23 protein-coding genes, 1 tRNA gene and 2 pseudogenes are annotated in these 22,983 nt (G+C 67.0%); 12 read left to right on the top strand and 14 right to left on the bottom strand.

Annotated elements, in window-relative coordinates:
• The first annotated feature begins 149 nt into the window (after positions 1-149).
• Positions 150-1,388 carry an LOG family protein gene (locus AC07U4_RS03990; protein WP_495194508.1) on the top strand — a complete coding sequence of 413 codons (1,239 nt, stop codon included), beginning with the start codon at positions 150-152 and terminating at the stop codon, positions 1,386-1,388.
• A gap of 16 nt (positions 1,389-1,404) precedes the next feature.
• A pseudogene (locus AC07U4_RS03985) lies at positions 1,405-1,659 on the top strand (transposase); the annotation flags it as partial.
• A gap of 28 nt (positions 1,660-1,687) precedes the next feature.
• Here AC07U4_RS03985 and AC07U4_RS03980 read toward each other — a convergent pair.
• Together AC07U4_RS03980 and AC07U4_RS03975 are read right to left on the bottom strand one after the other, a co-directional pair.
• Complete coding sequence (locus tag AC07U4_RS03980; protein WP_495194507.1) at positions 1,688-2,926, bottom strand: MFS transporter; 1,239 nt, start codon at positions 2,924-2,926, stop codon at positions 1,688-1,690.
• Positions 2,927-3,004: 78 nt separating this feature from the next.
• Positions 3,005-5,167: a TonB-dependent siderophore receptor gene (locus tag AC07U4_RS03975; protein ID WP_495194506.1), complete on the bottom strand. Its 2,163-nt coding sequence runs from the start codon at positions 5,165-5,167 to the stop codon at positions 3,005-3,007.
• 372 nt (positions 5,168-5,539) lie between these two features.
• Here AC07U4_RS03975 and AC07U4_RS03970 point away from each other — a divergent pair, with 372 nt between their 5' ends.
• The 3 genes and pseudogenes from AC07U4_RS03970 to AC07U4_RS03960 all read left to right on the top strand — a co-directional run.
• A complete protein-coding gene (locus tag AC07U4_RS03970; RefSeq protein WP_495195032.1) occupies positions 5,540-5,674 on the top strand; it encodes a hypothetical protein in 135 nt (44 codons plus the stop codon).
• A gap of 18 nt (positions 5,675-5,692) precedes the next feature.
• Positions 5,693-5,887 (top strand): hypothetical protein, encoded by a 195-nt coding sequence (locus AC07U4_RS03965; protein ID WP_495194505.1) that lies wholly within the window; start codon positions 5,693-5,695, stop codon positions 5,885-5,887.
• A gap of 73 nt (positions 5,888-5,960) precedes the next feature.
• A pseudogene (locus AC07U4_RS03960) lies at positions 5,961-6,272 on the top strand (diaminopimelate decarboxylase); the annotation flags it as partial.
• A 275-nt stretch (positions 6,273-6,547) separates the two neighbouring features.
• Here AC07U4_RS03960 and AC07U4_RS03955 read toward each other — a convergent pair.
• On the bottom strand, positions 6,548-7,150 hold the full coding sequence (locus tag AC07U4_RS03955) for an SDR family oxidoreductase (RefSeq protein ID WP_495194504.1): 603 nt from the start codon (positions 7,148-7,150) through the stop codon (positions 6,548-6,550).
• Between the two features lie 334 nt (positions 7,151-7,484).
• On the opposite strand from AC07U4_RS03955, the gene AC07U4_RS03950 reads away from it, so the two are divergent.
• On the top strand, positions 7,485-8,564 hold the full coding sequence (locus AC07U4_RS03950; protein WP_495194503.1) for a tyrosine-type recombinase/integrase: 1,080 nt from the start codon (positions 7,485-7,487) through the stop codon (positions 8,562-8,564).
• A 71-nt stretch (positions 8,565-8,635) separates the two neighbouring features.
• Here AC07U4_RS03950 and AC07U4_RS03945 read toward each other — a convergent pair.
• The 6 genes from AC07U4_RS03945 to AC07U4_RS03920 form a co-directional block, all read right to left on the bottom strand.
• Positions 8,636-8,711: transfer RNA gene (locus tag AC07U4_RS03945), tRNA-Lys, on the bottom strand.
• A gap of 115 nt (positions 8,712-8,826) precedes the next feature.
• On the bottom strand, positions 8,827-9,936 hold the full coding sequence (rodA, locus tag AC07U4_RS03940; protein WP_038660025.1) for a rod shape-determining protein RodA: 1,110 nt from the start codon (positions 9,934-9,936) through the stop codon (positions 8,827-8,829).
• Positions 9,933-12,035 (bottom strand): penicillin-binding protein 2, encoded by a 2,103-nt coding sequence (gene mrdA / locus AC07U4_RS03935; protein WP_495194502.1) that lies wholly within the window; start codon positions 12,033-12,035, stop codon positions 9,933-9,935. Before mrdA ends, rodA begins: the two co-directional genes overlap by 4 nt.
• The gene (mreD, locus tag AC07U4_RS03930; RefSeq protein WP_038660022.1) at positions 12,032-12,556 is read right to left on the bottom strand and encodes a rod shape-determining protein MreD; all 525 of its coding nucleotides are present in this window, start codon (positions 12,554-12,556) and stop codon (positions 12,032-12,034) included. Before mreD ends, mrdA begins: the two co-directional genes overlap by 4 nt.
• A gap of 14 nt (positions 12,557-12,570) precedes the next feature.
• Complete coding sequence (locus AC07U4_RS03925) at positions 12,571-13,482, bottom strand: rod shape-determining protein MreC (RefSeq protein WP_495194501.1); 912 nt, start codon at positions 13,480-13,482, stop codon at positions 12,571-12,573.
• Positions 13,483-13,524: 42 nt separating this feature from the next.
• The gene (locus AC07U4_RS03920) at positions 13,525-14,565 is read right to left on the bottom strand and encodes a rod shape-determining protein (RefSeq protein WP_038660014.1); all 1,041 of its coding nucleotides are present in this window, start codon (positions 14,563-14,565) and stop codon (positions 13,525-13,527) included.
• Between the two features lie 130 nt (positions 14,566-14,695).
• Here AC07U4_RS03920 and mutL point away from each other — a divergent pair, with 130 nt between their 5' ends.
• Positions 14,696-16,540: a DNA mismatch repair endonuclease MutL gene (gene mutL / locus AC07U4_RS03915; RefSeq protein ID WP_495194500.1), complete on the top strand. Its 1,845-nt coding sequence runs from the start codon at positions 14,696-14,698 to the stop codon at positions 16,538-16,540.
• Here the strand turns inward: mutL and AC07U4_RS03910 are convergent.
• The 5 genes from AC07U4_RS03910 to AC07U4_RS03890 all read right to left on the bottom strand — a co-directional run bounded on the left by AC07U4_RS03910 (position 16,449) and on the right by AC07U4_RS03890 (position 18,877).
• Positions 16,449-16,916, bottom strand: a complete 468-nt coding sequence (locus tag AC07U4_RS03910; RefSeq protein WP_038660008.1) for a hypothetical protein — start codon at positions 16,914-16,916, stop codon at positions 16,449-16,451. The genes mutL and AC07U4_RS03910 overlap by 92 nt on opposite strands.
• A 166-nt stretch (positions 16,917-17,082) precedes the next feature.
• Positions 17,083-17,685 (bottom strand): 50S ribosomal protein L9, encoded by a 603-nt coding sequence (rplI, locus tag AC07U4_RS03905; RefSeq protein ID WP_038660005.1) that lies wholly within the window; start codon positions 17,683-17,685, stop codon positions 17,083-17,085.
• Between the two features lie 11 nt (positions 17,686-17,696).
• Entirely contained in the window at positions 17,697-17,921 is a 225-nt protein-coding gene (gene rpsR / locus AC07U4_RS03900) for a 30S ribosomal protein S18 (RefSeq protein WP_007403456.1), read from the bottom strand.
• Positions 17,921-18,361: a 30S ribosomal protein S6 gene (gene rpsF, locus AC07U4_RS03895; protein WP_495195008.1), complete on the bottom strand. Its 441-nt coding sequence runs from the start codon at positions 18,359-18,361 to the stop codon at positions 17,921-17,923. Before rpsF ends, rpsR begins: the two co-directional genes overlap by 1 nt.
• Positions 18,362-18,514: 153 nt before the next feature.
• The gene (locus tag AC07U4_RS03890) at positions 18,515-18,877 is read right to left on the bottom strand and encodes an RcnB family protein (RefSeq protein WP_495180045.1); all 363 of its coding nucleotides are present in this window, start codon (positions 18,875-18,877) and stop codon (positions 18,515-18,517) included.
• 194 nt (positions 18,878-19,071) lie between these two features.
• Between AC07U4_RS03890 and fabD the strand changes: the two genes are divergently transcribed.
• The 5 genes from fabD to fabF all read left to right on the top strand — a co-directional run bounded on the left by fabD (position 19,072) and on the right by fabF (position 22,981).
• The gene (gene fabD / locus AC07U4_RS03885) at positions 19,072-20,031 is read left to right on the top strand and encodes an ACP S-malonyltransferase (protein WP_495194499.1); all 960 of its coding nucleotides are present in this window, start codon (positions 19,072-19,074) and stop codon (positions 20,029-20,031) included.
• 29 nt (positions 20,032-20,060) lie between these two features.
• Positions 20,061-20,477: a GxxExxY protein gene (locus AC07U4_RS03880; protein ID WP_495194498.1), complete on the top strand. Its 417-nt coding sequence runs from the start codon at positions 20,061-20,063 to the stop codon at positions 20,475-20,477.
• Positions 20,478-20,489: 12 nt separating this feature from the next.
• The gene (fabG, locus tag AC07U4_RS03875; protein WP_495194497.1) at positions 20,490-21,230 is read left to right on the top strand and encodes a 3-oxoacyl-[acyl-carrier-protein] reductase; all 741 of its coding nucleotides are present in this window, start codon (positions 20,490-20,492) and stop codon (positions 21,228-21,230) included.
• Positions 21,231-21,347: 117 nt separating this feature from the next.
• Positions 21,348-21,584, top strand: coding sequence for an acyl carrier protein (locus AC07U4_RS03870; protein WP_019515010.1), 237 nt, complete (start codon positions 21,348-21,350; stop codon positions 21,582-21,584).
• Positions 21,585-21,724: 140 nt separating this feature from the next.
• Entirely contained in the window at positions 21,725-22,981 is a 1,257-nt protein-coding gene (gene fabF / locus AC07U4_RS03865; protein WP_137898682.1) for a beta-ketoacyl-ACP synthase II, read from the top strand.
• Positions 22,982-22,983: the final 2 nt, after the last annotated feature.

The following is a 22,983-nucleotide window of genomic DNA, read 5'->3' as shown; positions in this document are numbered from 1 at the left end:
CGTGGTAGGGGCTTGCCGAAACGTTGCTTTCCGGCGTCAGGCTCAGTTAAGCTGCTGTCGCCGGGGTGAGTCGAGTGCTTCGAGTGCCTTGGATCGTCGATCAGGGCGTTTGCCGTAGCACGAGATGCCAGATGGCCGGGGAGGCGATCATGCAAGTCATCGACACCATTAAGGACCTCTACCGGTGGCTAGACGAAGGTGCGTCGGAGCCTGCTGCAATACTCGGGCTTGATCTCACGCAGCGCAGCGCAGCGTTCGTCGGGGTATCGCTAGTAGGCAGCTTCTTCCTGGGCTGTAGGATGGACGAGGATCTCGTCGTATCAGCCCACAGGCAAGGTGTTTCAATGATCTCCGAAACCGGCGTTCTGCCACTGGCGCTGCCGGCGTTCGGCACCGGTATCTATACGGTCAATGACCTCTATGCCGGCCTTGCCCCGGACGGTTCGTCTTGGGAGAGCACACCAGACTACGCGGGCTACCGCTGGTTCATGAAGGGGCCGGGCGAGCCTAAGGTTTTGGATCTCGTCCAGATGCTGTCGGCGAGGCTTCACGACAGCGTTCAGGAGCGAGAAGTCGCCATGCTGCTCGAGGGACGTAGGGTCGTCGCGATCATGGGTGGCCATGATTTCGCGCGCGAACTCGATCCGGCCGAAGCTGCCAAGGGCAAGCCCGACGTGTATTGGCAGTGCGTGGAGATCGCGAAGTCGCTTGCCGAGGCCGGGTTTCTGGTCCTGTCGGGCGGCGGGCCGGGCCTCATGGAGGCGGCCAATCTCGGAGCACTGCTCGCCGGCGCGGACGTGGCCAAGGTCGCGGCGGTCCGGGCAATCCTCAAAAATTACAAGTTCGGCTCGGCCGAATGGCGGGCGACCGGGCTCGCGGCGCGCAAGTTCATCCTCGGCGGCGCGGTTCCATCGCCGCAGCAGCAGAGCCTGGGCATCCCGACTTGGTTCTACGGCCATGAACCGCCAAACATGTTCGCCAGTCACCACGCGAAGATGTTCTACAACAGTCTGCGTGAGGACGGGCTCGTCACTTGGGCCAACAGCGGCATACTCTATTTTGAAGAAAACGCCGGTACGGTTCAGGAAATATTCCAGGACGTATCGCAGAATTACTATCCGACTCCGGGCATCACCCCCACGCCGATGATATTCTTCAACACCAACGGCTACTGGGACCGCGCCTGCGACGCGTTGTCGAAGCCCGGTGACAAGCCGATGGACAAGCGCAAGCCGCTCCTACCGTTGGTCAGGCAGCTTGCAGCAGAGAAAGATTTTGCCAATTCGATCCTCATAACGGACAACTCTGGGGCCGCAGTGGATTTCATCGTAGCCGCCGCTAGGCACGCTGCTCCAACGAAGGCCGACATGAACCTGCACAACGCGTGACACGATCGTGCCGCGGAGCGACCGCGGCTACGACGCCGACTGGTTCAGGAACGCCCTCCAGGCCAAAGGCATCCAGCCCTGCATCCTAGGCCGCAGGTCGCGTAACGAGCCGGTCCGGTACGACAAGCGCCGGTACCGGCGCCGCAGCCGCATCGAGATCATGTTCGGCCGTCTCAAGGACTGGCGCCGGGTCGCCACGCGCTACGACCGCTGTCCCACCGCCTTCTTCTCCGCCATCGCCCTCGCTGCCACTGTCATCTTCTGGCTGTGACCAACGAGTACTGACCCTAACACAATGATCATCCGCAGGCGCCGTCGCAATCCGAGCCGCTACAGGAACGGTCGTTAAAAAGCGACACAACGACCAGCATGATCCCGATCAATGCATAGGGTGCGCCGATATCGATCGTATAGGCGAACATCCCCACGATCGGCCCAAGGATGATGCCGAGGCCGTTCGCGGCGGCAATCGAGCCGGCGGCCGCGCCCTGCTCCTGCGACCGGACCGAATTGGCGGCGAGAGCGGAAACCGAGGGATAGACCCACCCCAGGCCGAACGCGGCGACCGCGTAACAGGCCCAGAGCGACGGCGCGCTGTCCGCCACCGTGACGGCCAGGAACCCCGCCGCACCGATCAGGCCGCCGATCCGGATCAGCCTGGCCGGCGCCCAACCGAGCTGGCGCAGCACGACCTGCGCGATGACGAGCGCGACGCCGACTGCCGCCAGCGCAATGCCGGCGGCCCGCGCTGCGGCGCCGGTGGACAGATGCAGCCGGTCGAGCGCGTAGAAACCGACGGTTACCTGGGCGACGGCGACGCTGAACGCGGCGATCGCGGCGACGGTCATCGGACGGCGGATGCGGCGATCGGTCAGGCGGAGCGGCTCGGGGTTGGGCGGGGCGTGATGCTCGCGCTGCGGCAGGATCCGCCACAGGACGACCAGCGCGAGGATCGGCAGCGCGGCGGTCAGGTAGAGCGGCAGGCTGAGGCTCCATGGTGCGATCAGCCCGGCGGCGCCGGGTCCGATCACCATGCCGGCGGCACTCGACGCGCCGATCGCGGCCATCGCCTTGCCGCGATCGGCAGGTGCCACGTGATCGGCGACCAGCGCCGCACTGGTTGCGGGCACCGCGGCATAGAAGACCCCGGCGATGCCGCGGCCGATCACCAGTCCGATGAAGGTCAGCGCCGGCAGCATCGCCGTCCGCAGCGCGACATCGATGAACAGCGACAGCAACAGATAGGTCAGCGCGAACCCGCCGAGGCCGAACAGGATCACCGGCCGCCGGCCGCGCCGGTCGCTCGCCGCGCCCCACACGCGCGCCATCACCGTCCAGGCCAGTCCCGCCACGGTCATCGCCGCGCCGATCTGCCACGGATCGAGCCCGATCCGCCGCGCGATCGGGCCTGCCAGCGCCACGAACGCCATCATCGCCATCGTGCAGACGAAGGTCTCGAACATCAGCGGCGCGAGGCTGAACCGGGGCAGGTCGGGTGCGGCCTGGATCGGCTCGATCTCTGTGATGATCCTCGTCATGCTGGCAGCTTTCCGTCGATGATGTTTGGAGCGATCCGTTCGGGCTCTTCGAACGGCGGCGCCGGGGTGCCCGCCACGTCAAAAGTACCGCTGGAGCGAGAGCCGGAAGGTCCTTGGTTCGCCGGGCGTGGTGCGGGTCAGCGAGGCGGTCGGAAAATACCGGGCGTCAAAGATATTGCGGACATTGGCTTGTGCCGACCAGTCGCCGAACCGGTAGAAGACCGCGCCATCGACCAGCGTATAGCCATCCAGGTAGAAGGGCTGGGTCGCGCCCGGCACAGCCGACGCCGTGCTGGCGGCACGGTCGCTTTCACGATGCAGGCCCACACCGGCACCCAGATCGGCAAGCGGTCCGTCCGGAATCGTGTAGCGCGCCCACAGATCGATGATGTGGCGCGGCACGCTGCCCAGCCGCGATCCGACGCGGAGCCGGTTGTCGGCGGTCACCTTCGCATCGAGCACGGTGTAAGCGGCGGTGAGGTCGATGCCGCTCGCCGGCCGCCACGCCCCCTCCGCCTCGATGCCGCGGGTGCGCTGCTCGCCGGTCAGCACATAGACGTTGGGCAGCACCGCATCGGCAGTGGCGACATTGGCGCGGGTCAGCGAGAACAGGGTCAGCATGCCGGTCACGCGGCCATCGCCGCGCGCGATCTTCACTCCGCCTTCGTGATTGACGCCGCGTTCCGGCGGTAGCACGCGCTGCTGGACGTCGCGGTAGCTGAATTGCGGCGTGAAGGATCGGGAATAGTTCACATAGAGCGACGACCAGTCGTTCAGCGCCAGCGTTGCACCGGCGCGCGGGCTGAACGCCGTCGCACGGGACTTTGGGCTACGCACGCCGCTGCTCAGGTTGATCGCCGACGCGTCGTCCCAGCGGCCGCCGACCGTCACCGCCAGCGCGTCGCCGAGCTTGATATGATCCTGGACGTAGAAGCCCAGTTGCTTCGTCCGGCTGCCGGCACTGGACGCGGGGACGGCCGGGTTATGGGCGCTGACCGTGCCGTAGACCGGCGCGTAGAGGTCGAGATAATAGGGCTTGCTGGTATCGTAGAGGTTGACGTTGTCCGCCTTGCGCCGACCATAATCGACCCCCGTCAGCACATAATGGTTCAGCGGTCCGGTCCCGAACCGCGCGCTCACGTTGGTATCCACTCGGAAATAGGTCCCGTCTTCCTCGAAGGGGCCGTAAAAGGCGCGGCTGATCCGGCGATAGGCGGGGATCGAAGGGGCCGTGGCGGTGGCCGGGATGGCCTGTGTGTTGATCCCGGTGACGAACAGCCAATTGTCCCAGCTGTTGTGGAAATCCTGATAGCGCAGCGACTGGTGGAGCGTGATCGCGTCGCCGATCCGGTGATCGAGCACGTAGCCGATGTTCCAGTAATCGTTCTTCTGCACGGCGGGATAGGCCGTATCGTTGATCGAGAGGTCGATCGGCAGCGGCCCATTGGGGTTGGGCAGCGCGGTGCCATAGGCCGTGGTCGGCGACCATGGCCGGATATCATCCTTCTGGTAGCGGCCCAGCATGACGAGCGAGGTGCGGGGCGTGATCTTCCACGCGACCGAAGGCGCGAGAAATATCCGCTTCTGGCCTGACGAGCGCACGAAGAAATCCTGATCGCGATAGATCCCGGCCAGCCGCGCCGTGAGCGTGCGGTCGCGGGTGAGCGGTCCGTTGGCATCGGCGCGCAGCTCGACCAGATCATAGGATCCGGCGCTGCCCCCGATATCGAGGAACGCCTCGTCCTGCGGTCGCTTGCTGACGAGATTGACGATGCCGGACAGCGGGCCCTGTCCGAACAGGCCCGACGCCGGGCCCTTGACCACCTCGATCCGTTCCAGCCCGGACATCTCCGACGTGCCATAGCCCGTATCGTCGAGCAGCCCGTCCAGATAGGTGGCGCCCGACGAGGCGTTGAACCCGCGGATGTTGAAGCCGTCGAAGAAGCCGTAGGTGTTGTTGCGCGAGACCCCCGCAACCCCGGCCAAAGCATCGCCGAGCCGCAGCACGCCGCGGTCGAGCAACGTCTGTCGCGAGACGATCGAGATCGCCTGCGAGTTTTCCAGCGGCGGGATGTCCGCCTTGGATGCGACCACCGCGCCGCCCTCCTGGTGTCCGGTGACGATGATGTCGCCCTGCTTTTCCTCCGCCTGCGACGCACCCTGCGCCACCGCGTCGGCCGGCAACGTGAGCGACGACGCGCATAATAGTGCACCGGTTACGCGCGCAAATACCCTCGTCAACGGCACCCCCTCCCGTTCAGGCAACCGTTATAAGCAAACCTGCAATTGAATCGCAATAGCTATAAAAAACGATTGCTGCAGGCGTGCGGCGGTGCTCACCCGCAGACATGCGAGTTGCGGTGACTCGGTCGGCACGTTTAACCCATCCCCTTGCGGCACCGGGCGCTTGACGTCCTCGCGTTCTTTTTATCCGTGCTGAATGAGAGTTTTCCGGCCCTTTAACACTTGCGGGCAAGGAGCCGGACATAAAGCAGTCGCTGCTAATGGGCGAGGCGGTGCCCAACGCCATGCTCACGCTGCTCGCCGATCAGATGGGGTGCACGGTCGACGATTTTGCCGGCTACGCCATCGGCGCCGATCGAGGTGTGGTCGATGGATTTTGTTTCGGACGCGCTGTTCGATGGCCGTCGGCTGCGAGTGCTGATGGTGGTCAGTTATACCGTCGAGGCGGTCCACGCCCGCCGCGTTCGTTGGCGTGGACAGGCCGACGACGGCTTCGGGCGCTGATACGCAAGGTCTATTTTCATGAACTTCTTCGACTATCGTGACGGCATCCTGCATGCCGAGGGAATCGCACTGCCGCTATCGCCGATGCGGTCGGTACGCCCGTTCACGTCTATTCTGCAGGTGTGCTTCGGCATGCCGCCCATGCCTTCACCTCAGCCTTACGCGAACTGCCTGCCGCCCGGTTCGCGCTCGCCATCAGTCAAACCCCAATAGAGCTGTCCTGCGCCTGCTCGCTGGGTGCGGCTAAGGGGCTGACATCGTATCGGGCGGCGAACTACGTCGGACCTTGAGTGCAGGTGCCGCGCCCGATGCCATCGTCTTTTCTAGCGTCGAAAAGACCGGTCGGGAGCTGATCGACGCGTTGAAGGCCGGCATCGGCCAGTTTAATCTGGAGCTTGAAGAGGAGGGCCAAGTCCTCGCGCAGCTCGCGCAACACCGCCGGGTGCAAGCACCGACGGTTTTGCGCGTGAACCCCGATGTCGACGGCGGAACGCACGCCAAGATCACGACCGGCAAGCGGACAAGTAAGTTCAGCGTCGATATCGCTGGTGCGCCGGACATGTATGATCGGCTTGCACAACTCGACGGCCTCGATCTGCAGCGCGCCATAGACCATGTGACCGGCATTATGGACGAGCACGTCGATCTTGCCGTGGCGGCGATGATCCTGTCCACGGCGGCGGCGATGCTGGCTTCGTCCTGCACGTCGAGCTTGATGGTCCGCAGGTCAATGGCGCGGGATGTCGCTTCGCTGGCGCTCTCTTCGACCGCCTGGGCGTTATGTTCCTTCGTGCCGCGCATAAGGGTAGCTGGTCAGGCCGAAGCAGCTCGGTGCGCCGGTGACGAGGGCGATACGGGTCATGGCGATGCTCCTCAGATGATGCCGCCGTTGGCGCGGAGCACCTGGCCGTTGATCCAACCGCCATCGGGGCCGACAAGGAACAAGATCGCCTTCGCGATGTCGTCGGGCTCGCCGAGCCGGGCGAGCGGAGTCCGGCCGACGAGCGGTTTGATGTCGTCTTCGCTCTTGCCGTTCAGGAACAGATCGGTCGCGACCGGCCCGGGGGCGATGACGTTGACGGTGATCCTGCGCGGCCCCAGTTCCTTGGACAGGATATGGCTCATCGCCTCGATGCCCGCCTTCGTGGCGGCATAGGCGGCGTAGGTCGGCGCGTAGAGGCCGACCACGCTCGACGAGAAGCTGACGATCCACCCACCGTCGCGCGACGCCGTCGCGGCCTTGCGCAGGCCGTTGAAGGCACCGGTCAGGTTGATCGAGATCGTCTGCGACCAGAGCCCGTCGCTGGTCTCGGCGAGCAGCGCGAGCTTCATGATGCCGGCGTTGTTGATGAGCACGTCCACGCCGCCGAACGCCTGTGTGGCGGCGTCGAACAGCGCGGCGACCTGGGCCGGATCGCTGACGTCGGCCTGCACGGCGATGGCTTCGCCGCCGGCTTTCCTGACGTCGGCGACCACCTCGTCGGCCAGTCCGGCTCCGGTGGCATAGTTGGAACCCGTCCTGCCCGGTAATCGCGACGCGATCGCGCGTGGGAGGGGAGCAGGGGGAGGGCCGGTCGGGGAACACGGGTTGGTGCGACGCTTGTGACAGCGTATCGATCGATGCCTAGACCGCTCGCGGGCACGCCGCGACGCCTTAGTCTGGCGCAAGCGATCAGGATGGCCTGCGAAAACGGGCTGCCGATCGTCCGCACCGAAATCCACCCGGACGGGCGGATCGTTCTCGTGCATCTGGAAACGGAACCATCCGCGGTTTCGTCGACCCCGTTCGACGAATGGAAGGCGCGGTGTGATGCGCGTCAATCTTAAAGGTGTGCATAGGGTTCGCAAGAAACTGGCGAGCGGCCTGTATGCGACCTATTATTATGCATGGCGCGGCGGCCCGCGAATCAACGCCTCATTCGGCACACCCGCGTTTCACCAAGCTTACGTCGCGGCGCACGACGCGCTCAAGAACCGGCCGAAACCCACCAACACGTTAAATGGCATATTCCGGGCGTTCGAGCAGTCTTCCGATTATACCCGGCTCGCTCCACGCACCCGGACGGACTATGCCAAGCACCTTGCATTCATCGATGCGGAATTTGGCGACCTCCCGATTGCTGCCCTCGGAGATCCGCGTACGCGTGGCGAATTGCTGGCCTGGCGTGATCGCATCGCCGCCCGATCGGAACGGACGGCGGACTATCGCTTTGCCGTCCTGGCGCGCATCCTCGCATGGGCCTTGGACCGCGGGCTGGTCACCGCCAATCCGTGCAAGCGTCCCGGACGGCTGTACCAGTCGGGCCGGATCGACTCCGTCTGGAAGGATGGCGACGAGGAAGCCTTTTACACGCATGCGCCGGCCCATCTTCATCTGGCGATGACGCTGGCGCTCTGGACCGGTCAGCGTCAAGGTGATCTCATCGGTCTCCCATGGACGGCCTATGACGGAAAAGAAATCCGGCTCGTCCAGGGCAAGACGAAAAGCAGGGTGAGGAACCGGAAGCCCAAGCGGATTGAGATCCCCGTGGGTGCGCCGCTCAAGCGGCTGCTGGATGCGCGCAAAGCTTCGTACGAGGACGCAGGCAGGCCACTCCCTGCGACCATCCTGCTTACCGAACGCGGCCAGCCATGGACGAGCGATGGGTTTCGTACGTCATGGCGCAAGGCCTGCGGCAAGGCCGGCATTGCTGGGCTGACATTTCATGACCTGCGCGGCACCGTGGTGACCCGGCTGGCGATCGCGGGAGCGAGCGTTCCGCAGATCGCCACGATCACCGGGCACAGCCTCAAGGATGTCGAGTCGATCCTCGACACGCACTATCTCAACCGCGATTCCGGGATGGCGGAAACGGCCATTTCGAAGCTCGAAAAGCGAGGCAAAATGTAAACTGCGCTGTAAACCGGAGGGGGTGGGTCGGGCACGAAGTGCCGCCTCATCCCGTAAGTCATTGAGAAGGGTGGTGGACGCACTTGGGCTCGAACCAAGGACCCGCTGATTAAGAGTCAGCTGCTCTACCAACTGAGCTATGCGTCCATGACTTGGCCTGTTGTTGGCGCTTTGGAGAGGCGCCGGCCCCGTCGGGAGGCGGCCAATTAGCAGTCGTGCCGCAGGTTGCAAACCCTTTTTTGCACCTGCGGCATTTTTTGTCTCACCAGCGTACCGCACGGCGGTTTTGGCGGTCGATCGACATAAGAACGCCGATGCAAAGCAGGACGGTCATCTGCGCGGAACTGCCGAAACTGACGAGGGGCAGGGGGATGCCGACCACCGGCGCGAGGCCCATCACCATCGCGAGATTGATCGCGACGTAGAAGAAGATCGTCGTCGCCAGCCCGGCAGCCGTGAGGCGCGCGAAGCGGGTGGTGGCGTGCTGGCCGACGTTGACCCCCCAGCGCACCACCAGGATGAAGGCGAGGATCAGCAGGCAGCCGCCGACCAGCCCCCATTCCTCCGCCATCGTCGCGAAGACGAAGTCGGTGTGACCTTCAGGGAGATAATCGAGGTGGCTCTGCGTGCCGTTGAGGAAGCCCTTGCCCCATATCCCGCCAGACCCGATCGCGATCTTCGACTGGCTGATGTGATAGCCGGTGCGCAGCGGGTCGCTCTCGGGATCGAGGAAGATCAGCACGCGGTTGCGCTGATAATCGTGCAGCACGTAGTTGAAGGCGATCGGCGCGGCGACCGCGAGGGCCAAGGCGCCGCCGATGAACAGCCGCATCGGTACGCCCGCCAGGAACATGACGACGACGCCGCCGCCGCAGACCATCAAGGCGGTGCCGAGATCGGGCTGTTTGGCGATCAGCGCGGCGGGGATGCCGACCAGCAGCGCGGCGGGCCAGATCGCGCCGAACCGCCGCGTCTCGTTGGGCGGCAGCATGTCGTAGAAGCGCGCGCAGGCGAGCACGATCACCGGCTTCATGAATTCGGAGGGTTGCAGCTTGATGCCGACGTCGAGCCAGCGCTGGCTGCCGCCGCGCACCGCGCCGACCAGCTCGACCAGCACCAGCGCGACGACGATCACGACATAGGCGGGCAGCGCCGACGCCTTCCAGATCCGCTCGGGGACGTAGGAGATGCCGAGCGCCGCGCCGAGCAGCACGAAGAAGCGAATGCCCTGCGACAGCGCCCAGGGCTGGAGCGAGCCGCCGGCGGCGGAATAGAGCACGATCTGGCCGAACGCACCGATCGCCACCACCAGCAGGATGACGCGCCACGGCTGGCGGGCGATGGGATCGGGGACGATACGGCTGCGGGTCATGGTTCGCTTCGTTCGGTCGTGCCGTCTTCGGCGACGGTGTTGCCGACCGGACCGGGGGTGGCGAGCGCCGCCTGGGTCTGGTTGGCGAGATCGGTCGCCGCCTCCACCGCATCGGAATCGCTCGGCACGGTCGCGTCGGTCTTGGTGGCGTTGGCGGCGGGCGGCGGCGATTGTGCGGCGCGGTAGGCGGCAGCCTGCGCCGCCATGCGCGTGCCGATGTCGCCGCCCCAGGTCGGCTCGACGTCGGCGAGGCTCTTCATCGCGCGGTCGCGATCGAACAGATAGGTCATGATGTCGCGGCCGATCATCGGCGTGTCGAGGTTGCGGACGGTGTGGCCATTGTGTTCGAGCACCACCGCGATCGCGTAGCGCGGGTTGTCGGCGGGGGCGAAGCCGACGAACAGCGCGTGGTCGCGCATCTTGAAGGGCAATTGGCCGTTCTTGATCACGCCGGTGCTGCGCCGTTCCGCCATGGTGATGCGGCGGACCTGCGCGGTGCCGGTCTTGCCGGCGATGGCGACGCCGGGCACCAGCATCCGCGCGGCGGCGCCGGTGCCACCCTGGTTGATCACGCCATACATCGCATCGCGGACGATCGCGAGATGCTCCGACGCGACGGGCAGGGCGGGGGCGTCGAGGTGGACGTGGTTGGCGAGCAGGCTCGGCTGCAGCGTCCGCCCGGAGGCGATGCGCGCCGCCATCACCGCGAGCTGGAGCGGGTTGGCAAGCACATAGCCCTGGCCGATCGACGCGTTGAGGCCGTCGGCGACGGTCCAATTGTGCTTGTACTTGCGCAGCTTCCACTCGGAATCCGGTACCGTGCCATAGCGCTGCGTGGCGATCGGCAGATCGAACTTCTGGCCGAGCCCGACCAGCCGGGCGATGGGCGCGATCTTGTCATAGCCGAGCCGGCGGATCATCTCGTAGAAATAGATGTCGCAGCTCTGCTCAATCGCGCCCTTGAGGTCGAGCGGGCCGTGGCCCCCCTTCTTGTGGCAGTGGAAGATGCCGGTGCCGACGCGCAACGCGCCCGAGCAGACGATGCGGTCGTGCGCACCGACGCCCGCGGCGAGCAAGGCGAGGCCGTTCATCGGCTTCACCGTCGACCCCGGTGGATACAGACCCTGCGTCACCTTGTTCATCAGCGGCACGTGGTCGTCGTCGGACAGCATCTTCCATTCGAGATGGCTGATCCCGTCCGAGAAGCTGTTGGGGTCGTAGGCGGGCATCGACACCATCGCCAGCATCTCGCCGGTGCGGCAGTCCATCACCACCGTCGAGCCCGAATTGGTGCCGAGCCGGCGCGCGGCATATTCCTGCAAGCCGGCATCGATCGTCAGCCGCTGCGTCTTGCCCGGCACGTCGGCGCGGGTCGGCAATTCCGCGACGACCTTGCCGCGCGCGGTGACCTCGACGCGCTTGGCGCCCGGCGTACCGCGCAATTGCGTCTCGAGCTGCTTTTCCAGCCCGTCCTTGCCGAGCTTGAAGCCGGGGGTGACGAGCAGCGGGTCGCGCGTCTTCTTGAACTGTTCGGCGTTGGCGGCGCCGACATAGCCGGTGAGATGCGCGACCGCGGCACCGGCGGGATAAGCGCGCGCGAAGCCGCGGGTCGGCGCGACGCCGGGCAGCTCGGGCTGGCGCAGGCTGATCGCGGCGAACCGGTCCCAGCTGATGTTCTCGGCGACCTGGACGGGCTGGAAGCCGGCCGCGCCCTTGAGGTCGATCCTGATCCGCTCGACGTCGTCCGGGGTCAGATCGAGCAGCCGCGTGAGCAGCCCGAGCACGCGGTCGCGACCGGCGTCGCCGCCTTCGAGGCGATCCGGGATGATGTCGATCCGGAAGTCGGTGCGGTTGTTGGCGATCGGCGCGCCGTGGCGGTCGATGATCCAGCCGCGGCGCGGCGGGATCATCGTCAGATTGACGCGGTTGCTCTCGGCGAGAAGGTTGTATTTCTCGTTCTGCGCGATCGCGAGCCAGCCCATCCGCGCGGCGAGCAGCACGCCGACCCCCGCCTGTGCGGTGCCGAGCAGCCAGGCGCGGCGCGAGAAGCTGTACGTCTGCATCGCCTCGGTGACGATGCGGGGCGAGCGGCGGATCATGCCGCCGGTCCGCGCTTGCGGTCGATCCAGGCGACGAAGCGGACCGAGAGGGGGAAGAGCATCACCGCGATCATGATCTGCGCCAATAGCACGGGATCGACGTGCGCGCCGAGCGGAAGCGCGATCCAGCGCCCGACGGTGAGGCAGAAGGCGAGCGCGCCGCTGGCGATCAGCCAGTCCTGCCAGAAGTCGCGGAACACCAGTCGCTGCTCGATGAGGTCGATGGCGATGAAGCAGAGCGACCAGAGCAGCACCGCAGAACCGAGCGGCTGGCCGCTGACGAGATCGTCGAACAGGCCGAGCGGCGCCGCGGCCCAGGGGCGCAGCGCGAAGCGCGCGAGCAGCCGCCAGGTCAGCAGCATCAGCAGCCCCAGCGGCGGCACCAGCGCGAGGCTGGCGACGACCGGCAGCACCGCGGTGAGCGCCGAGCCGCCGAGGACGCTCATCCACGGCACCGCCCGCGCCCGGCCGGGCGGCAGCGGCGGTTCGAAGGGCCGATAGTCGATCGTGGAGCGGGACATGGGAGTCACCCCGCTCAACGGGCTGGCGCGGGCGCGGACGGCGTCGCGGGGGGGGCGGCGGCACGCGGCGGCGGGGGCGGCGGCAGCGGCATGAACGGGCGTTCGACCAACGCGAAATCGAGCGAATCCGGCGCGGCGAACGGAATGGCGAGGACGCTGTCCGACCCCGTCGCCTCGACCTGCGCGACGGGTACGCCCGGCGCGTAGAGGCCGCCGGTGCCCGAGGTGACGAACATGTCGCCGGCCGCGAAGCGGACATTGGCCGCGTTGACCGAGCGGATGTCGACGCGGCCGTCGCCGCGGCCGGCGGCGATCGCCGGCATGCCGTCGCGGGTGCGGCGTACCGGCACCAGGCTGTCGGGATCGGTGATCAGCAGCACGCGCGCGGCGAACGGCCCGGATTCAAGCACGCGGCCGACCAGCCCTTCGGGACCGCGGACGGGCATGCCCGGGGTGACGCCCTGCACCCGCCCGGCGTCGAGCAAGGCGAAGCGCCGGCCGCTCGATGCGGTCGAGGCTACGAGCCGCGCCGCGACGACCGGTTCGGGCGTGCGGTCGCGTACCTTGAGCAGCGCGCGCAGGCGGCGGTTGTCATAGGCGATGACCCGCGCCTTGGTGAGCAGCGCGCGATGGCGCTTGGCCTCAGCGCGCAGCGTGGCATTCTCGCCATGGACGTGGAACCAGGTGCCGATCGCCTCCGGCACCGACGCCACCGCGTCGACGCCGGCGTCGAGCACGCTGGCGACGGGCGCGGTGACGCTCGCCACCGCCATCCGCGCCGCGCTGAACGCGGGCGGATTGAAGATGGAGGCGGCGAGCAGCGCGGCACCGACCACCGCGCCCGCCACTGCGAGCACGTAGCCGAAGAACGTACTATACTGCCGTCGCCGCGAGAAACCCGTGCGACGGTCGCGGGCAGGCGCCATGCGCCGATGTCCCCCCGTCTCGTGTGAAAGAACGTCCGCGGCTTAGCCGGTCTGCAGCACGCCGCGGAACATCGGATCCTCGAGCGCGCGACCGGTGCCGAGCGCGACGCAGGTCAGCGGGTCCTCGGCGACGGTCACCGGCAGGCCGGTCTCGTCGCGCAGCACCTCGTCCAGCCCCTCGAGCAGCGCGCCGCCGCCGGTGAGCACGATGCCCTGGTCGACGATGTCGGCGGCGAGTTCGGGCGCGGTATTCTCGAGCGCGACGCGGACGCCCTCGACGATCGTCGCGACCGGCTCGCTCAGCGCCTCGGCGATCTGGCCCTGATTGATCTGGATCTCCTTGGGCACGCCGTTGACGAGATCGCGGCCCTTGACGAAGATGATCTTGCCGATGCCGTCCGCGGGCGGCCGGGCGATGCCGACCTCCTGCTTGATCCGCTCGGCGGTGGCCTCGCCGATCAGCAGATTGTGGTTGCGGCGCACGTAGCTGACGATCGCCTCGTCCATCTTGTCGCCGCCGACGCGCACCGACGTGGTATAGGCGAGGCCGCGCAGCGACAGCACCGCGACCTCGGTGGTGCCGCCGCCGATGTCGACGACCATCGAGCCGATCGGCTCGGTGACGGGCATGTCGGCGCCGATCGCCGCCGCCATCGGCTCCTCGATCAGATAGACCTGGCTCGCGCCAGCATTCGACGCGGCGTCGCGGATCGCGCGGCGCTCGACCTTGGTCGAACCCGACGGCACGCAGATGACGATCTCGGGCCAGCGCGCGAACTTGCGCGGCCCGTGCACCTTGCGGATGAAATGCTTGATCATCTCCTCGGCCACGTCGATGTCGGCGATGACGCCGTCGCGCAGCGGCCGGATCGCCTCGATCGAGCCCGGCGTCTTGCCCATCATCAGCTTGGCGTCGTCGCCGACCGCCTTCACCCGGCGCACGCCGTTGATCGTCTCGACCGCGACCACCGACGGCTCGTTGAGCACGATGCCGCGGCCGCGGACGTAGACCAGCGTGTTCGCGGTGCCGAGATCGATCGCCATGTCATGGGACATGAATTTGAAGAAGCGAGGAAATGCCATCGAGCGCTAGGTTCCGTATGCGGGACGCGGGAGTTCCAGGAGACCCGCCGCAGACCGTGTCGGTCACGAAGTTCGTCACGTCTGGCGGAGGGGCTCGCGGGATGCGTTCGCTTGGTATAGAGCTTGCGCGGTGTCAATACGCCGTCTGCCTGAACATCTCGTCAACCGTATCGCTGCCGGTGAAGTGGTGGAAAGGCCCGCCAGCGCGTTGAAGGAGCTGGTCGAGAATGCGATCGATGCGGGTGCCCGGCGGATCGCGATAACCCTCTCCGAGGGCGGCCTTTCACGGATCGAGGTGGCCGACGACGGGTGCGGCATGACCCCCGCCGACATGGCGCTGGCGCTGGAGCGGCACGCGACGTCGAAACTGCCGGATTCGCTGGTTGGCGACGAGGGCGCGCTCGAAATGGTCGCCACGCTCGGCTTCCGCGGCGAGGCGCTGCCGTCGATCGCCAGCGTCGCGCGGCTGACGATCGAAAGCCGAGTCGCGGGGGCCGAGGGCTGGGCGCGGACGATCGACAATGGTGCGCTGCTCCGCGAGGGGCCGGCCGCGTTGCCGCCGGGGACGCGGGTGATCGTCGAGGCATTGTTCGGCCGGGTGCCGGCACGGCGCAAGTTCCTGCGCTCGCCGCGCGCGGAATATGCCGCCTGCCTTGATGCGGTGCGGCGGCTGGCGATGGCCCGCTGCGACATCGCCTTCACGCTCGAACACGACGGCCGCCGTGCGCTGGCGGTGACGCAGGCGGAGGAGCGGCCGGAGCGCGTCGCGGCGCTGACCGACCGCGCGCTCGCCGACAATGCGGTGCCGATCGACCTCGAGCGGCCGACGGACGCCGGGCCGCTGGTGCTCGGCGGGGTGGCGAGCATCCCGACCTACAATCGCGGCGTCGCCGATCACCAATATCTGTTCGTCAACGGCCGGCCGGTGCGCGACCGGCTGCTGATGGGCGCGATCCGCGGCGCCTATGCCGAGATGTTGCCGCGCGACCGCCATGCGGTGGTGGCGCTGTTCCTCGACGTGCCGGCGAGCGAGGTCGACGTCAACGTCCACCCCGCCAAGACCGAGGTGCGCTTTCGCGATCCCGCCATGGTGCGCGGGCTGATCGTGTCGGGGCTGCGGCGGGCGCTGGACGCTGCCGGGCATCGCAGCGTGCAGCGGCCGAGCGCGGATGCGCTGGCGATGTGGCAGCCCGAAAGCCCCGCTCCTCCCGCAGAGGGGCCGAGTTGGGGGCTGCCGGAGACGGTCGGTATCGGTGAGGTGTCCGCGGCCCTCGACACCTCGCCGCGCGGGGAGGGGCTTTACGGGGCTGTGCGCGACTATCGGCCGACCTTCTTCACCGCGCCGCCGGCCGCGCGCGCCGAACCCGCCTGGGCGCCGCCGCCGCAGACCGCGTCGCATCCGCTCGGGGTCGCGCGCGGACAGGTCGCCAAGACCTATATCGTCGCCGAGGCGGAGGACGGGCTGGTGCTGGTCGACCAACATGCCGCGCATGAACGGCTGGTGCTCGAGCGGATGCGCGCCGCGCTCGCCGGCGGGCGGGTCGCTTCGCAGGCGCTGCTGCTTCCCGAGGTGGTCGAGCTGGAGGAGCCCGCCTGCGACCGGCTCGAGGCGCGGGCCGCAGAACTCGCCGAACTCGGCCTCGACCTCGAACGGTTCGGGCCGACCGCGATGCTGGTGCGCGCGACGCCGGCGCTGCTCGGTCAGGCCGACCCGACCGGGCTGGTCACCGACCTTGCCGACGAACTCGCCGCCTTCGATCAGGCGCTATCGCTGCGCGAGCGGCTCGACGCGGTGGCGGGGACGATGGCCTGCCACGGCTCGGTGCGCGCCGGCCGGGTGCTCGGCGTGACCGAGATGAACGCGCTGCTCCGCGAGATGGAGGCTACGCCGCACTCTGGCCAATGCAACCATGGTCGTCCGACCTGGGTGAAGCTGGCGCATGGCGATATTGAAAAACTGTTCGGCCGCCGGTGAGCGAGTCCTCGAACAGCCAGGCTTCCGCCGCGGCGCGCTCGGAGAAATAGCCGACGCCCTCGCGGCCCGGCTCGGGCAGGCGGCGCATCTGCTGGCGCGACAGCGACATGCCGACGACGAACGCCATGCGGCGCGAGCGCAGCGTGGGATCGCGCGTCATCGCCATGAACGCCTCGACGACCTCGCGGCTCTGGATACGCATTCCCGACGCATCGGTCAGCGTCAGATGCTGGTTGGGACCGCAATGCAGCAGCTCGAGCGCATCGCGATAGGACTCCCGGAACGCCGCAACGTCTTCCACCAGGAAGAACCCCGCCGAGGTGACGGTGACGAGATGCCGGACGGGGTCGACGGCGATGCTGAAACGGGCTGGCATGAATCAGTCCATAATGGTCTAGGTCTTTCGCGTGTGTTAACGCGTTGATTAGCACTGACCATTTTGCCCCGGCTGGGAATGCTGCCGTCGGCGTCCGATGCCATGGAAAAAGCCGCCCGGATCGCTCCGGACGGCCTCTTTGTCTTCGCAAAGGCGAACGCGGGGCTCAGCCCTGCGCCGGTGCCTCCTCCGCGGTGTCGGCCTGCACTTCGGCAGTCGCGCCCGGCTCGGCGTTGGGATCGTAATCCTCGACGAAGCCGGCTTCGTCGCGCTCGAACATCGACGACATCACGTCGACGCCCGATGCCTGCATCTCGGCCTCTTCCGGCGAGCGGGCGACGTTGACCTTGACGGTCACGGTGACCTCGGGGTGCAGCGCGACGCGCACGGTGTACAGGCCGATCGACTTGATCGGCTTGTCCAGCACCACCTGGCTCTTGGTGACCTTGTGGCCGTCGGCGACGAGCGCCTCAATCAGATCGCGGACCGCGACCGAACCGTAGAGCTGGCCGGTGTTCGACGCCTGACGGATCAGGGTGACGCTCGCGTCCTTGAACGAACCCGCTTCCTTCTCGGCCTCGCCGCGACGGTTGGCGTTGTCGCTCTCGATGCGGGCGCGGTTCGCCTCGAACACCTTGCGGTTGGCTTCGTTGGCGCGCAGCGCCTTCTTGTTCGGCAGCAGGAAGTTGCGGGCGAACCCGTCCTTGACCTTCACCACGTCGCCGATGGCGCCGAGCTTCTCGACGCGCTCAAGCAGAATGACGTCCATGTGTCCGTTCCTTACTTAACGACGTAGGGCAGCAGGCCCAGGTGGCGGGCGCGCTTGATCGCCTGGGCGAGCTCGCGCTGCTTCTTGGCGCTCACCGAGGTGATGCGCGACGGCACGATCTTGCCACGCTCGGACACGAAGCCCTGGAGCAGACGGACGTCCTTATAGTCGATCCGCGGCGCATCCTTGGCGCTGAACGGGCACGACTTGCGGCGGCGGAAAAACGGGCGAGCCATTATGCGGCCTCCTCTTCACGGTCACGACGGGGGGCACGGTCCGGACGATCGCCACGGTCGCCGCGCGGGCCGCCATCACGGCCGCCTTCGCGGTCGCCACGACGCTCACGATCGCGCTCCTGCTTGCGCATCATCACGGTCGGACCGTCTTCCAGCGCATCGACCTTGACGGTCATGTAGCGGATGACGTCTTCGTTGATCTGCGTCTGGCGCTCCAGCTCGGCGATCACGGTGCCGGGGGCATCGATCTCGAGCATGACGTAATGCGCCTTGCGGTTCTTGGCGATGCGATACGCGAGGCTGCGCAGGCCCCAGGTCTCGGTCTTGACGACCTTGCCGCCATTGTCTTCGATGATCTTGGTGGCGGTTTCCGCCAGCGCGTCCACCTGCGCCTGTGCCAGATCCTGGCGCGCAAGGAACGTGTGCTCGTACAGAGCCATGCCTTGTCCTTCGTTGGCCGATCGCTGACGCCGCCCCATGCGACGCCCCTCCGACTGTCGTCTCAAACATAAAAACCGGGGCGGAGAGACTGGCTCTCCACCCCGGATATCGATGCTCATACGCCTTGCGGGCGAAAAGGCAAGCCTTGGCGCTTAGCGGAACGAGCGCTGGATCACCCGCACGACGGTGCCGTTGTCGCGGACGAGCACCGCGTCGTTGCCCGAGCGCGCCCAATACTGGCCGCGCGGCGGGGCGGCGAGGCGATAGGTGCGATAGTCGCGGACGACGCGGTAGTTGGTCGCATAGCGGCGATCGAAACGCTGGCCGGCCCGCCAGGCGCGCGGACCGTTGTTGCGGACGGTGGTGCGCTGGGTGACGACGGTGCGGCCGTTCGGACGCTCCTTGACGGTGGTGACGGTGCGCTCGCGCTGCACGGGGGCGGCGTCGGCGGCGGCGACCGCCAGCGGGCTGGCGACGAGGGTCGCGGCAATCGCGCTCAGGATCAGCTTCTTCATTGTAATCACTCCCATTTGCATACCGGCGCCGTGTCCGGCGTCGATACGAGAGATAGGGGCGACTTGTCGCACACCTCTCTCGTCGATCCCGGAAAACGGTCGCAAGGTGTCGCAACTCCGGGAGGTTCGTTCAGGTTGCGTGAGGGCCACTGCGGTCCTAGTGGCGCGCTCCTGTTGTTCAGAGGAGACGCGTGATGCGGGCATTCATCTTTCCCGGCCAGGGCAGCCAGGCGGTCGGCATGGGCAAGGCGCTGGCCGAGGCGAGCCCGGTCGCGCGCGAGGTGTTCGGCGAGGTCGACGAGGCGCTCGGCCAGCATCTGTTCCGGCTGATGGCCGAGGGGCCGGGCGAGGACCTGCAGCTCACCGCCAATGCGCAGCCGGCGATCATGGCCAATGCGATCGCCACGCTGCGCGTCGCCGAGCGCGAGGGCGGCCTCCGTCTCGCCGACAAGGCCGATTATGTCGCGGGCCACTCGCTGGGCGAATATGGCGCATTGTGCGCGGCGGGGGCGTTCGACCTCGCCACCACCGCGAGGCTGCTGCGGCTGCGCGGTGAGGCGATGCAGGCGGCGGTGCCGGTCGGCAAGGGGGCGATGGCGGCGCTGCTCGGTGCCGATCTCGCCAAGGCGCAGGCGATCGCCTCCGCCGCCGTCGCGGCGATCGCCGCGGAGGGTGGCGGCGATCTCGTCTGCACCGTCGCCAACGACAACGATCCCTCGCAGGTGGTGATCTCGGGCCACCGCGCCGCGATCGAGCGTGCGGTCACTTTGGCCAAGGACCATGGCGCCAAGCGCGCGCTGCTGCTGCCGGTGTCGGCGCCGTTCCACTGTCCGCTGATGCAGCCCGCCGCCGAGGCGATGGAGGCCGCGCTCGCCGATGCACGGATCGCCGCGCCGCTGGTGCCGGTCTACGCCAACGTCGACGCCGCGCCGATCGCCGACCCCGACGCGATCCGCGCCGCTTTGGTCCGTCAGGTGACGGGCATGGTGCGCTGGCGCGAATCGGTGCTGGCGATGGCCGAGGCGGGGGTGACTCACTTCGTTGAATTCGGCGGCAAGGTCCTCGCCCCGATGGTCAAGCGCATCGCCCCGGACGTCGAGGCGGCCAGCGTCGTGACGATGGACGACATCGAGGATTTGCTTAAAAAGGTGTGATGTTCACGCGAAGACGCGAAGACGCGAAGATGGTGGATCTCGAGGCCGCCGCCTCGGATGTCATCGACGTTTCTTTTCGTCTTCACCGTGATTTGGGACCCGGCTTATTAGAGAGCGTATACGAGACCGTTCTGGCCGCGAAGCTCACGCATCTCGGTTATGAGGTCCACCGGCAGATGCCGGTATCCTTTTCGTTCGAGGGGCTCTCGTTCGACGCTGCGTTCAAGGTCGATCTGGTCGTCGCCCGGGCGTTGCTCGTCGAAATCAAATCGGTCGAGCGGCTTAACGCCGCTCACGCCAAGCAACTGCTCACCTACCTTCGGCTGACCAGCCAGCCCCTTGGGCTGCTTATCAACTTTGGAGGCGCGACGCTCAAGGAAGGGCTGCGACGTATCGTCAACGGCCACACCGTCTTCGCGTCTTCGCGTCTTCGCGTGGATCAATAAGGATTTCGAAGAATGTTCAATCTGACAGGCATGACTGCGCTGGTTACCGGCGCTTCGGGAGGTATCGGGTCCGCCATCGCGAAGGCGCTGGCGGGGCAGGGGGCGACGCTGGCGGTGTCGGGGTCCAATGCGGAGAAGCTCGAGGCGTTTCGCGCCGGGCTTGGCGGCGCGCATGTCGCGGTGCCGTGCGACCTGTCGGATGCCGCCGCGGTCGACGCGCTGGTGCCGCAGGCGGTGCAGGCGCTCGGCGGGCGGCTCGACATCCTCGTCAACAACGCCGGCGTGACGCGCGACAATCTGGCGATGCGGATGAAGGACGACGAATGGGATCAGGTGATCCGCGTCAATCTGGAAGCCGCGTTCCGCCTCGTCCGCGCCGCCGCCAAGCCGATGATGAAGCAGCGCTTCGGCCGCGTCGTGTCGATCACCTCGGTGGTCGGGCAGACCGGCAATCCGGGGCAGGCGAATTATGCCGCATCGAAAGCCGGCCTCGTCGGCATGTCGAAGGCGCTGGCGCAGGAGCTCGCCAGCCGCAACATCACGGTCAATTGCGTCGCGCCCGGCTTCATCCGCTCGGCGATGACCGACGTGCTGCCCGAGGCGCAGAAAACCGCGCTGTTGGGGCGGATTCCGGCCGGCGATCTCGGCACCGGCGAGGATATCGGTGCCGCCGTCGTGTACCTCGCCAGCCGCGAAGCCGGATATGTCACCGGCCAGACCTTGCACGTCAACGGCGGCATGGCCATGATCTAGGCGGGTTGGGGCTGATCACAACGATCGACCTTAACAGACGCTTGCCACCCGAACCGCCCCGTTCTACGGGCGTTTGGTAACTGACAAACACCCCCCAAAGCGAAGAGGGACTATACCATGAGCGAGACCGCCGACCGCGTGAAGAAGATCGTCGTCGAGCATCTCGGCGTCGAAGCCGACAAGGTGACCGAGGACGCGAGCTTCATCGACGACCTGGGTGCCGACAGCCTCGACATCGTCGAGCTCGTCATGGCGTTCGAGGAAGAGTTCGGGGTCGAGATCCCCGACGATGCCGCCGAGAAGATCACGACCGTCAAGGACGCGATCACCTATATCGACGAGCACAAGGGCTGAGCCTTCGGCTTGCCCGCGCCCGCTAAGGGCCGGATCTGAACGGCTCCCCGTCCCCGATTGTGAGGGCGGGGGGCCGTTTTTCGTAACAGCCGCCCGCTTCCGTCGGACGGCGACCTGTTTGGACTGGATGGAGTAAGGGTATGCGGCGCGTTGTCGTAACCGGTTTGGGTCTGGTGACCCCGCTTGGCGCGGACGTCGAAACCGCCTGGGCGAACCTGATCGCGGGCAAGTCGGGCGCCGGCCCGATCACGCGCTTCGACGCGTCGGACCAGAAATGCCTGATCGCCTGCGAGGTCAAGCCGGCGGATCATCCTTACGGCTTCGACCCCGACAAGCGCGTCGACCACAAGGTCCAGCGTCAGGTCGATCCGTTCATCGTCTATGGCATCGATGCCGCCGGCCAGGCGCTCGAGGACGCCGGCCTCACCGAGATGAGCGAGGCGGAGCGGTTCCGCACCGGCTGTTCGATCGGTTCGGGCATCGGCGGTCTGCCGGGGATCGAGAGCGAATCGCTCGTCCTCGCCGAAAAGGGGCCGAAGCGCGTCAGCCCGCATTTCGTCCACGGCCGGCTCATCAACCTGATTTCGGGTCAGGTGTCGATCAAATACGGGCTGATGGGGCCGAACCATGCGGTGGTCACCGCCTGTTCGACCGGTGCGCATTCGATCGGCGACGCGGCGCGGATGATCGCGCTCGACGATGCCGACGTGATGCTCGCGGGCGGCGCGGAAAGCACGATCTGTCCGATCGGCATCGCCGGCTTCGCCGCGGCGCGCGCGCTCAACACCAGCTTCAACGACCGGCCCGAACAGGCCAGCCGCCCCTATGACCGCGACCGCGACGGCTTCGTCATGGGCGAGGGCGCGGGCGTCGTCGTGCTCGAGGAATATGAACACGCCAAGGCGCGTGGCGCGAAAATCTATTGCGAGGTCGTCGGTTACGGCCTGTCGGGTGACGCCTATCACGTCACCGCACCGGAACCCGAAGGATCGGGTGCGTTTCGCTCGATGGAAATGGCGATGAAGCGCTCGGGCCTCGCGCTCAGCGACATCGACTATATCAACGCGCACGGCACCTCGACGATGGCCGACATGATCGAGCTGGGCGCGGTCAAGCGCCTGTTCGGCGATGCGATCGGCGGCCTGTCGATGAGCTCGACCAAATCGGCGATCGGCCATCTGCTCGGCGGCGCCGGCGCGGTGGAGAGCATCTTCTGCATCCTCGCGATGCGCGACCAGATCGTGCCGCCGACGCTCAACCTCGACAATCCGTCGGAAGGCGCGGAGGGCGTCGACCTCGTCCCCCACGTCGCGCGCAAGCGCGAGGTGCGCGCGGTGCTCAACAATTCGTTCGGTTTCGGCGGCACCAACGCCTCGCTGGTGATGAAGGCGATCTGATT

The organism is Sphingomonas sp. GW821-FHT02B09, assembly GCF_059421875.1.
The sequence above is the reverse complement of the archived record's forward strand: the minus strand, read 5'-3'. Positions and strand labels throughout refer to the sequence as shown.

Excerpts from the sequence above, each read along its gene's own strand:
- AC07U4_RS03990 (WP_495194508.1), top strand. The coding sequence starts at position 150 with ATGCAAGTCATCGACACCATTAAGGACCTCTACCGGTGGCTAGACGAA.
- AC07U4_RS03980 (WP_495194507.1), bottom strand. The coding sequence starts at position 2,926 with ATGACGAGGATCATCACAGAGATCGAGCCGATCCAGGCCGCACCCGAC.
- AC07U4_RS03970 (WP_495195032.1), top strand. The coding sequence starts at position 5,540 with ATGGATTTTGTTTCGGACGCGCTGTTCGATGGCCGTCGGCTGCGAGTG.
- AC07U4_RS03965 (WP_495194505.1), top strand. The coding sequence starts at position 5,693 with ATGAACTTCTTCGACTATCGTGACGGCATCCTGCATGCCGAGGGAATC.
- AC07U4_RS03950 (WP_495194503.1), top strand. The coding sequence starts at position 7,485 with ATGCGCGTCAATCTTAAAGGTGTGCATAGGGTTCGCAAGAAACTGGCG.
- rodA (WP_038660025.1), bottom strand. The coding sequence starts at position 9,936 with ATGACCCGCAGCCGTATCGTCCCCGATCCCATCGCCCGCCAGCCGTGG.
- mrdA (WP_495194502.1), bottom strand. The coding sequence starts at position 12,035 with ATGATCCGCCGCTCGCCCCGCATCGTCACCGAGGCGATGCAGACGTAC.
- mreD (WP_038660022.1), bottom strand. The coding sequence starts at position 12,556 with ATGTCCCGCTCCACGATCGACTATCGGCCCTTCGAACCGCCGCTGCCG.
- AC07U4_RS03925 (WP_495194501.1), bottom strand. The coding sequence starts at position 13,482 with ATGGCGCCTGCCCGCGACCGTCGCACGGGTTTCTCGCGGCGACGGCAG.
- AC07U4_RS03920 (WP_038660014.1), bottom strand. The coding sequence starts at position 14,565 with ATGGCATTTCCTCGCTTCTTCAAATTCATGTCCCATGACATGGCGATC.
- AC07U4_RS03910 (WP_038660008.1), bottom strand. The coding sequence starts at position 16,916 with ATGCCAGCCCGTTTCAGCATCGCCGTCGACCCCGTCCGGCATCTCGTC.
- rplI (WP_038660005.1), bottom strand. The coding sequence starts at position 17,685 with ATGGACGTCATTCTGCTTGAGCGCGTCGAGAAGCTCGGCGCCATCGGC.
- rpsR (WP_007403456.1), bottom strand. The coding sequence starts at position 17,921 with ATGGCTCGCCCGTTTTTCCGCCGCCGCAAGTCGTGCCCGTTCAGCGCC.
- rpsF (WP_495195008.1), bottom strand. The coding sequence starts at position 18,361 with ATGGCTCTGTACGAGCACACGTTCCTTGCGCGCCAGGATCTGGCACAG.
- AC07U4_RS03890 (WP_495180045.1), bottom strand. The coding sequence starts at position 18,877 with ATGAAGAAGCTGATCCTGAGCGCGATTGCCGCGACCCTCGTCGCCAGC.
- fabD (WP_495194499.1), top strand. The coding sequence starts at position 19,072 with ATGCGGGCATTCATCTTTCCCGGCCAGGGCAGCCAGGCGGTCGGCATG.
- AC07U4_RS03880 (WP_495194498.1), top strand. The coding sequence starts at position 20,061 with ATGGTGGATCTCGAGGCCGCCGCCTCGGATGTCATCGACGTTTCTTTT.
- fabG (WP_495194497.1), top strand. The coding sequence starts at position 20,490 with ATGTTCAATCTGACAGGCATGACTGCGCTGGTTACCGGCGCTTCGGGA.
- AC07U4_RS03870 (WP_019515010.1), top strand. The coding sequence starts at position 21,348 with ATGAGCGAGACCGCCGACCGCGTGAAGAAGATCGTCGTCGAGCATCTC.
- fabF (WP_137898682.1), top strand. The coding sequence starts at position 21,725 with ATGCGGCGCGTTGTCGTAACCGGTTTGGGTCTGGTGACCCCGCTTGGC.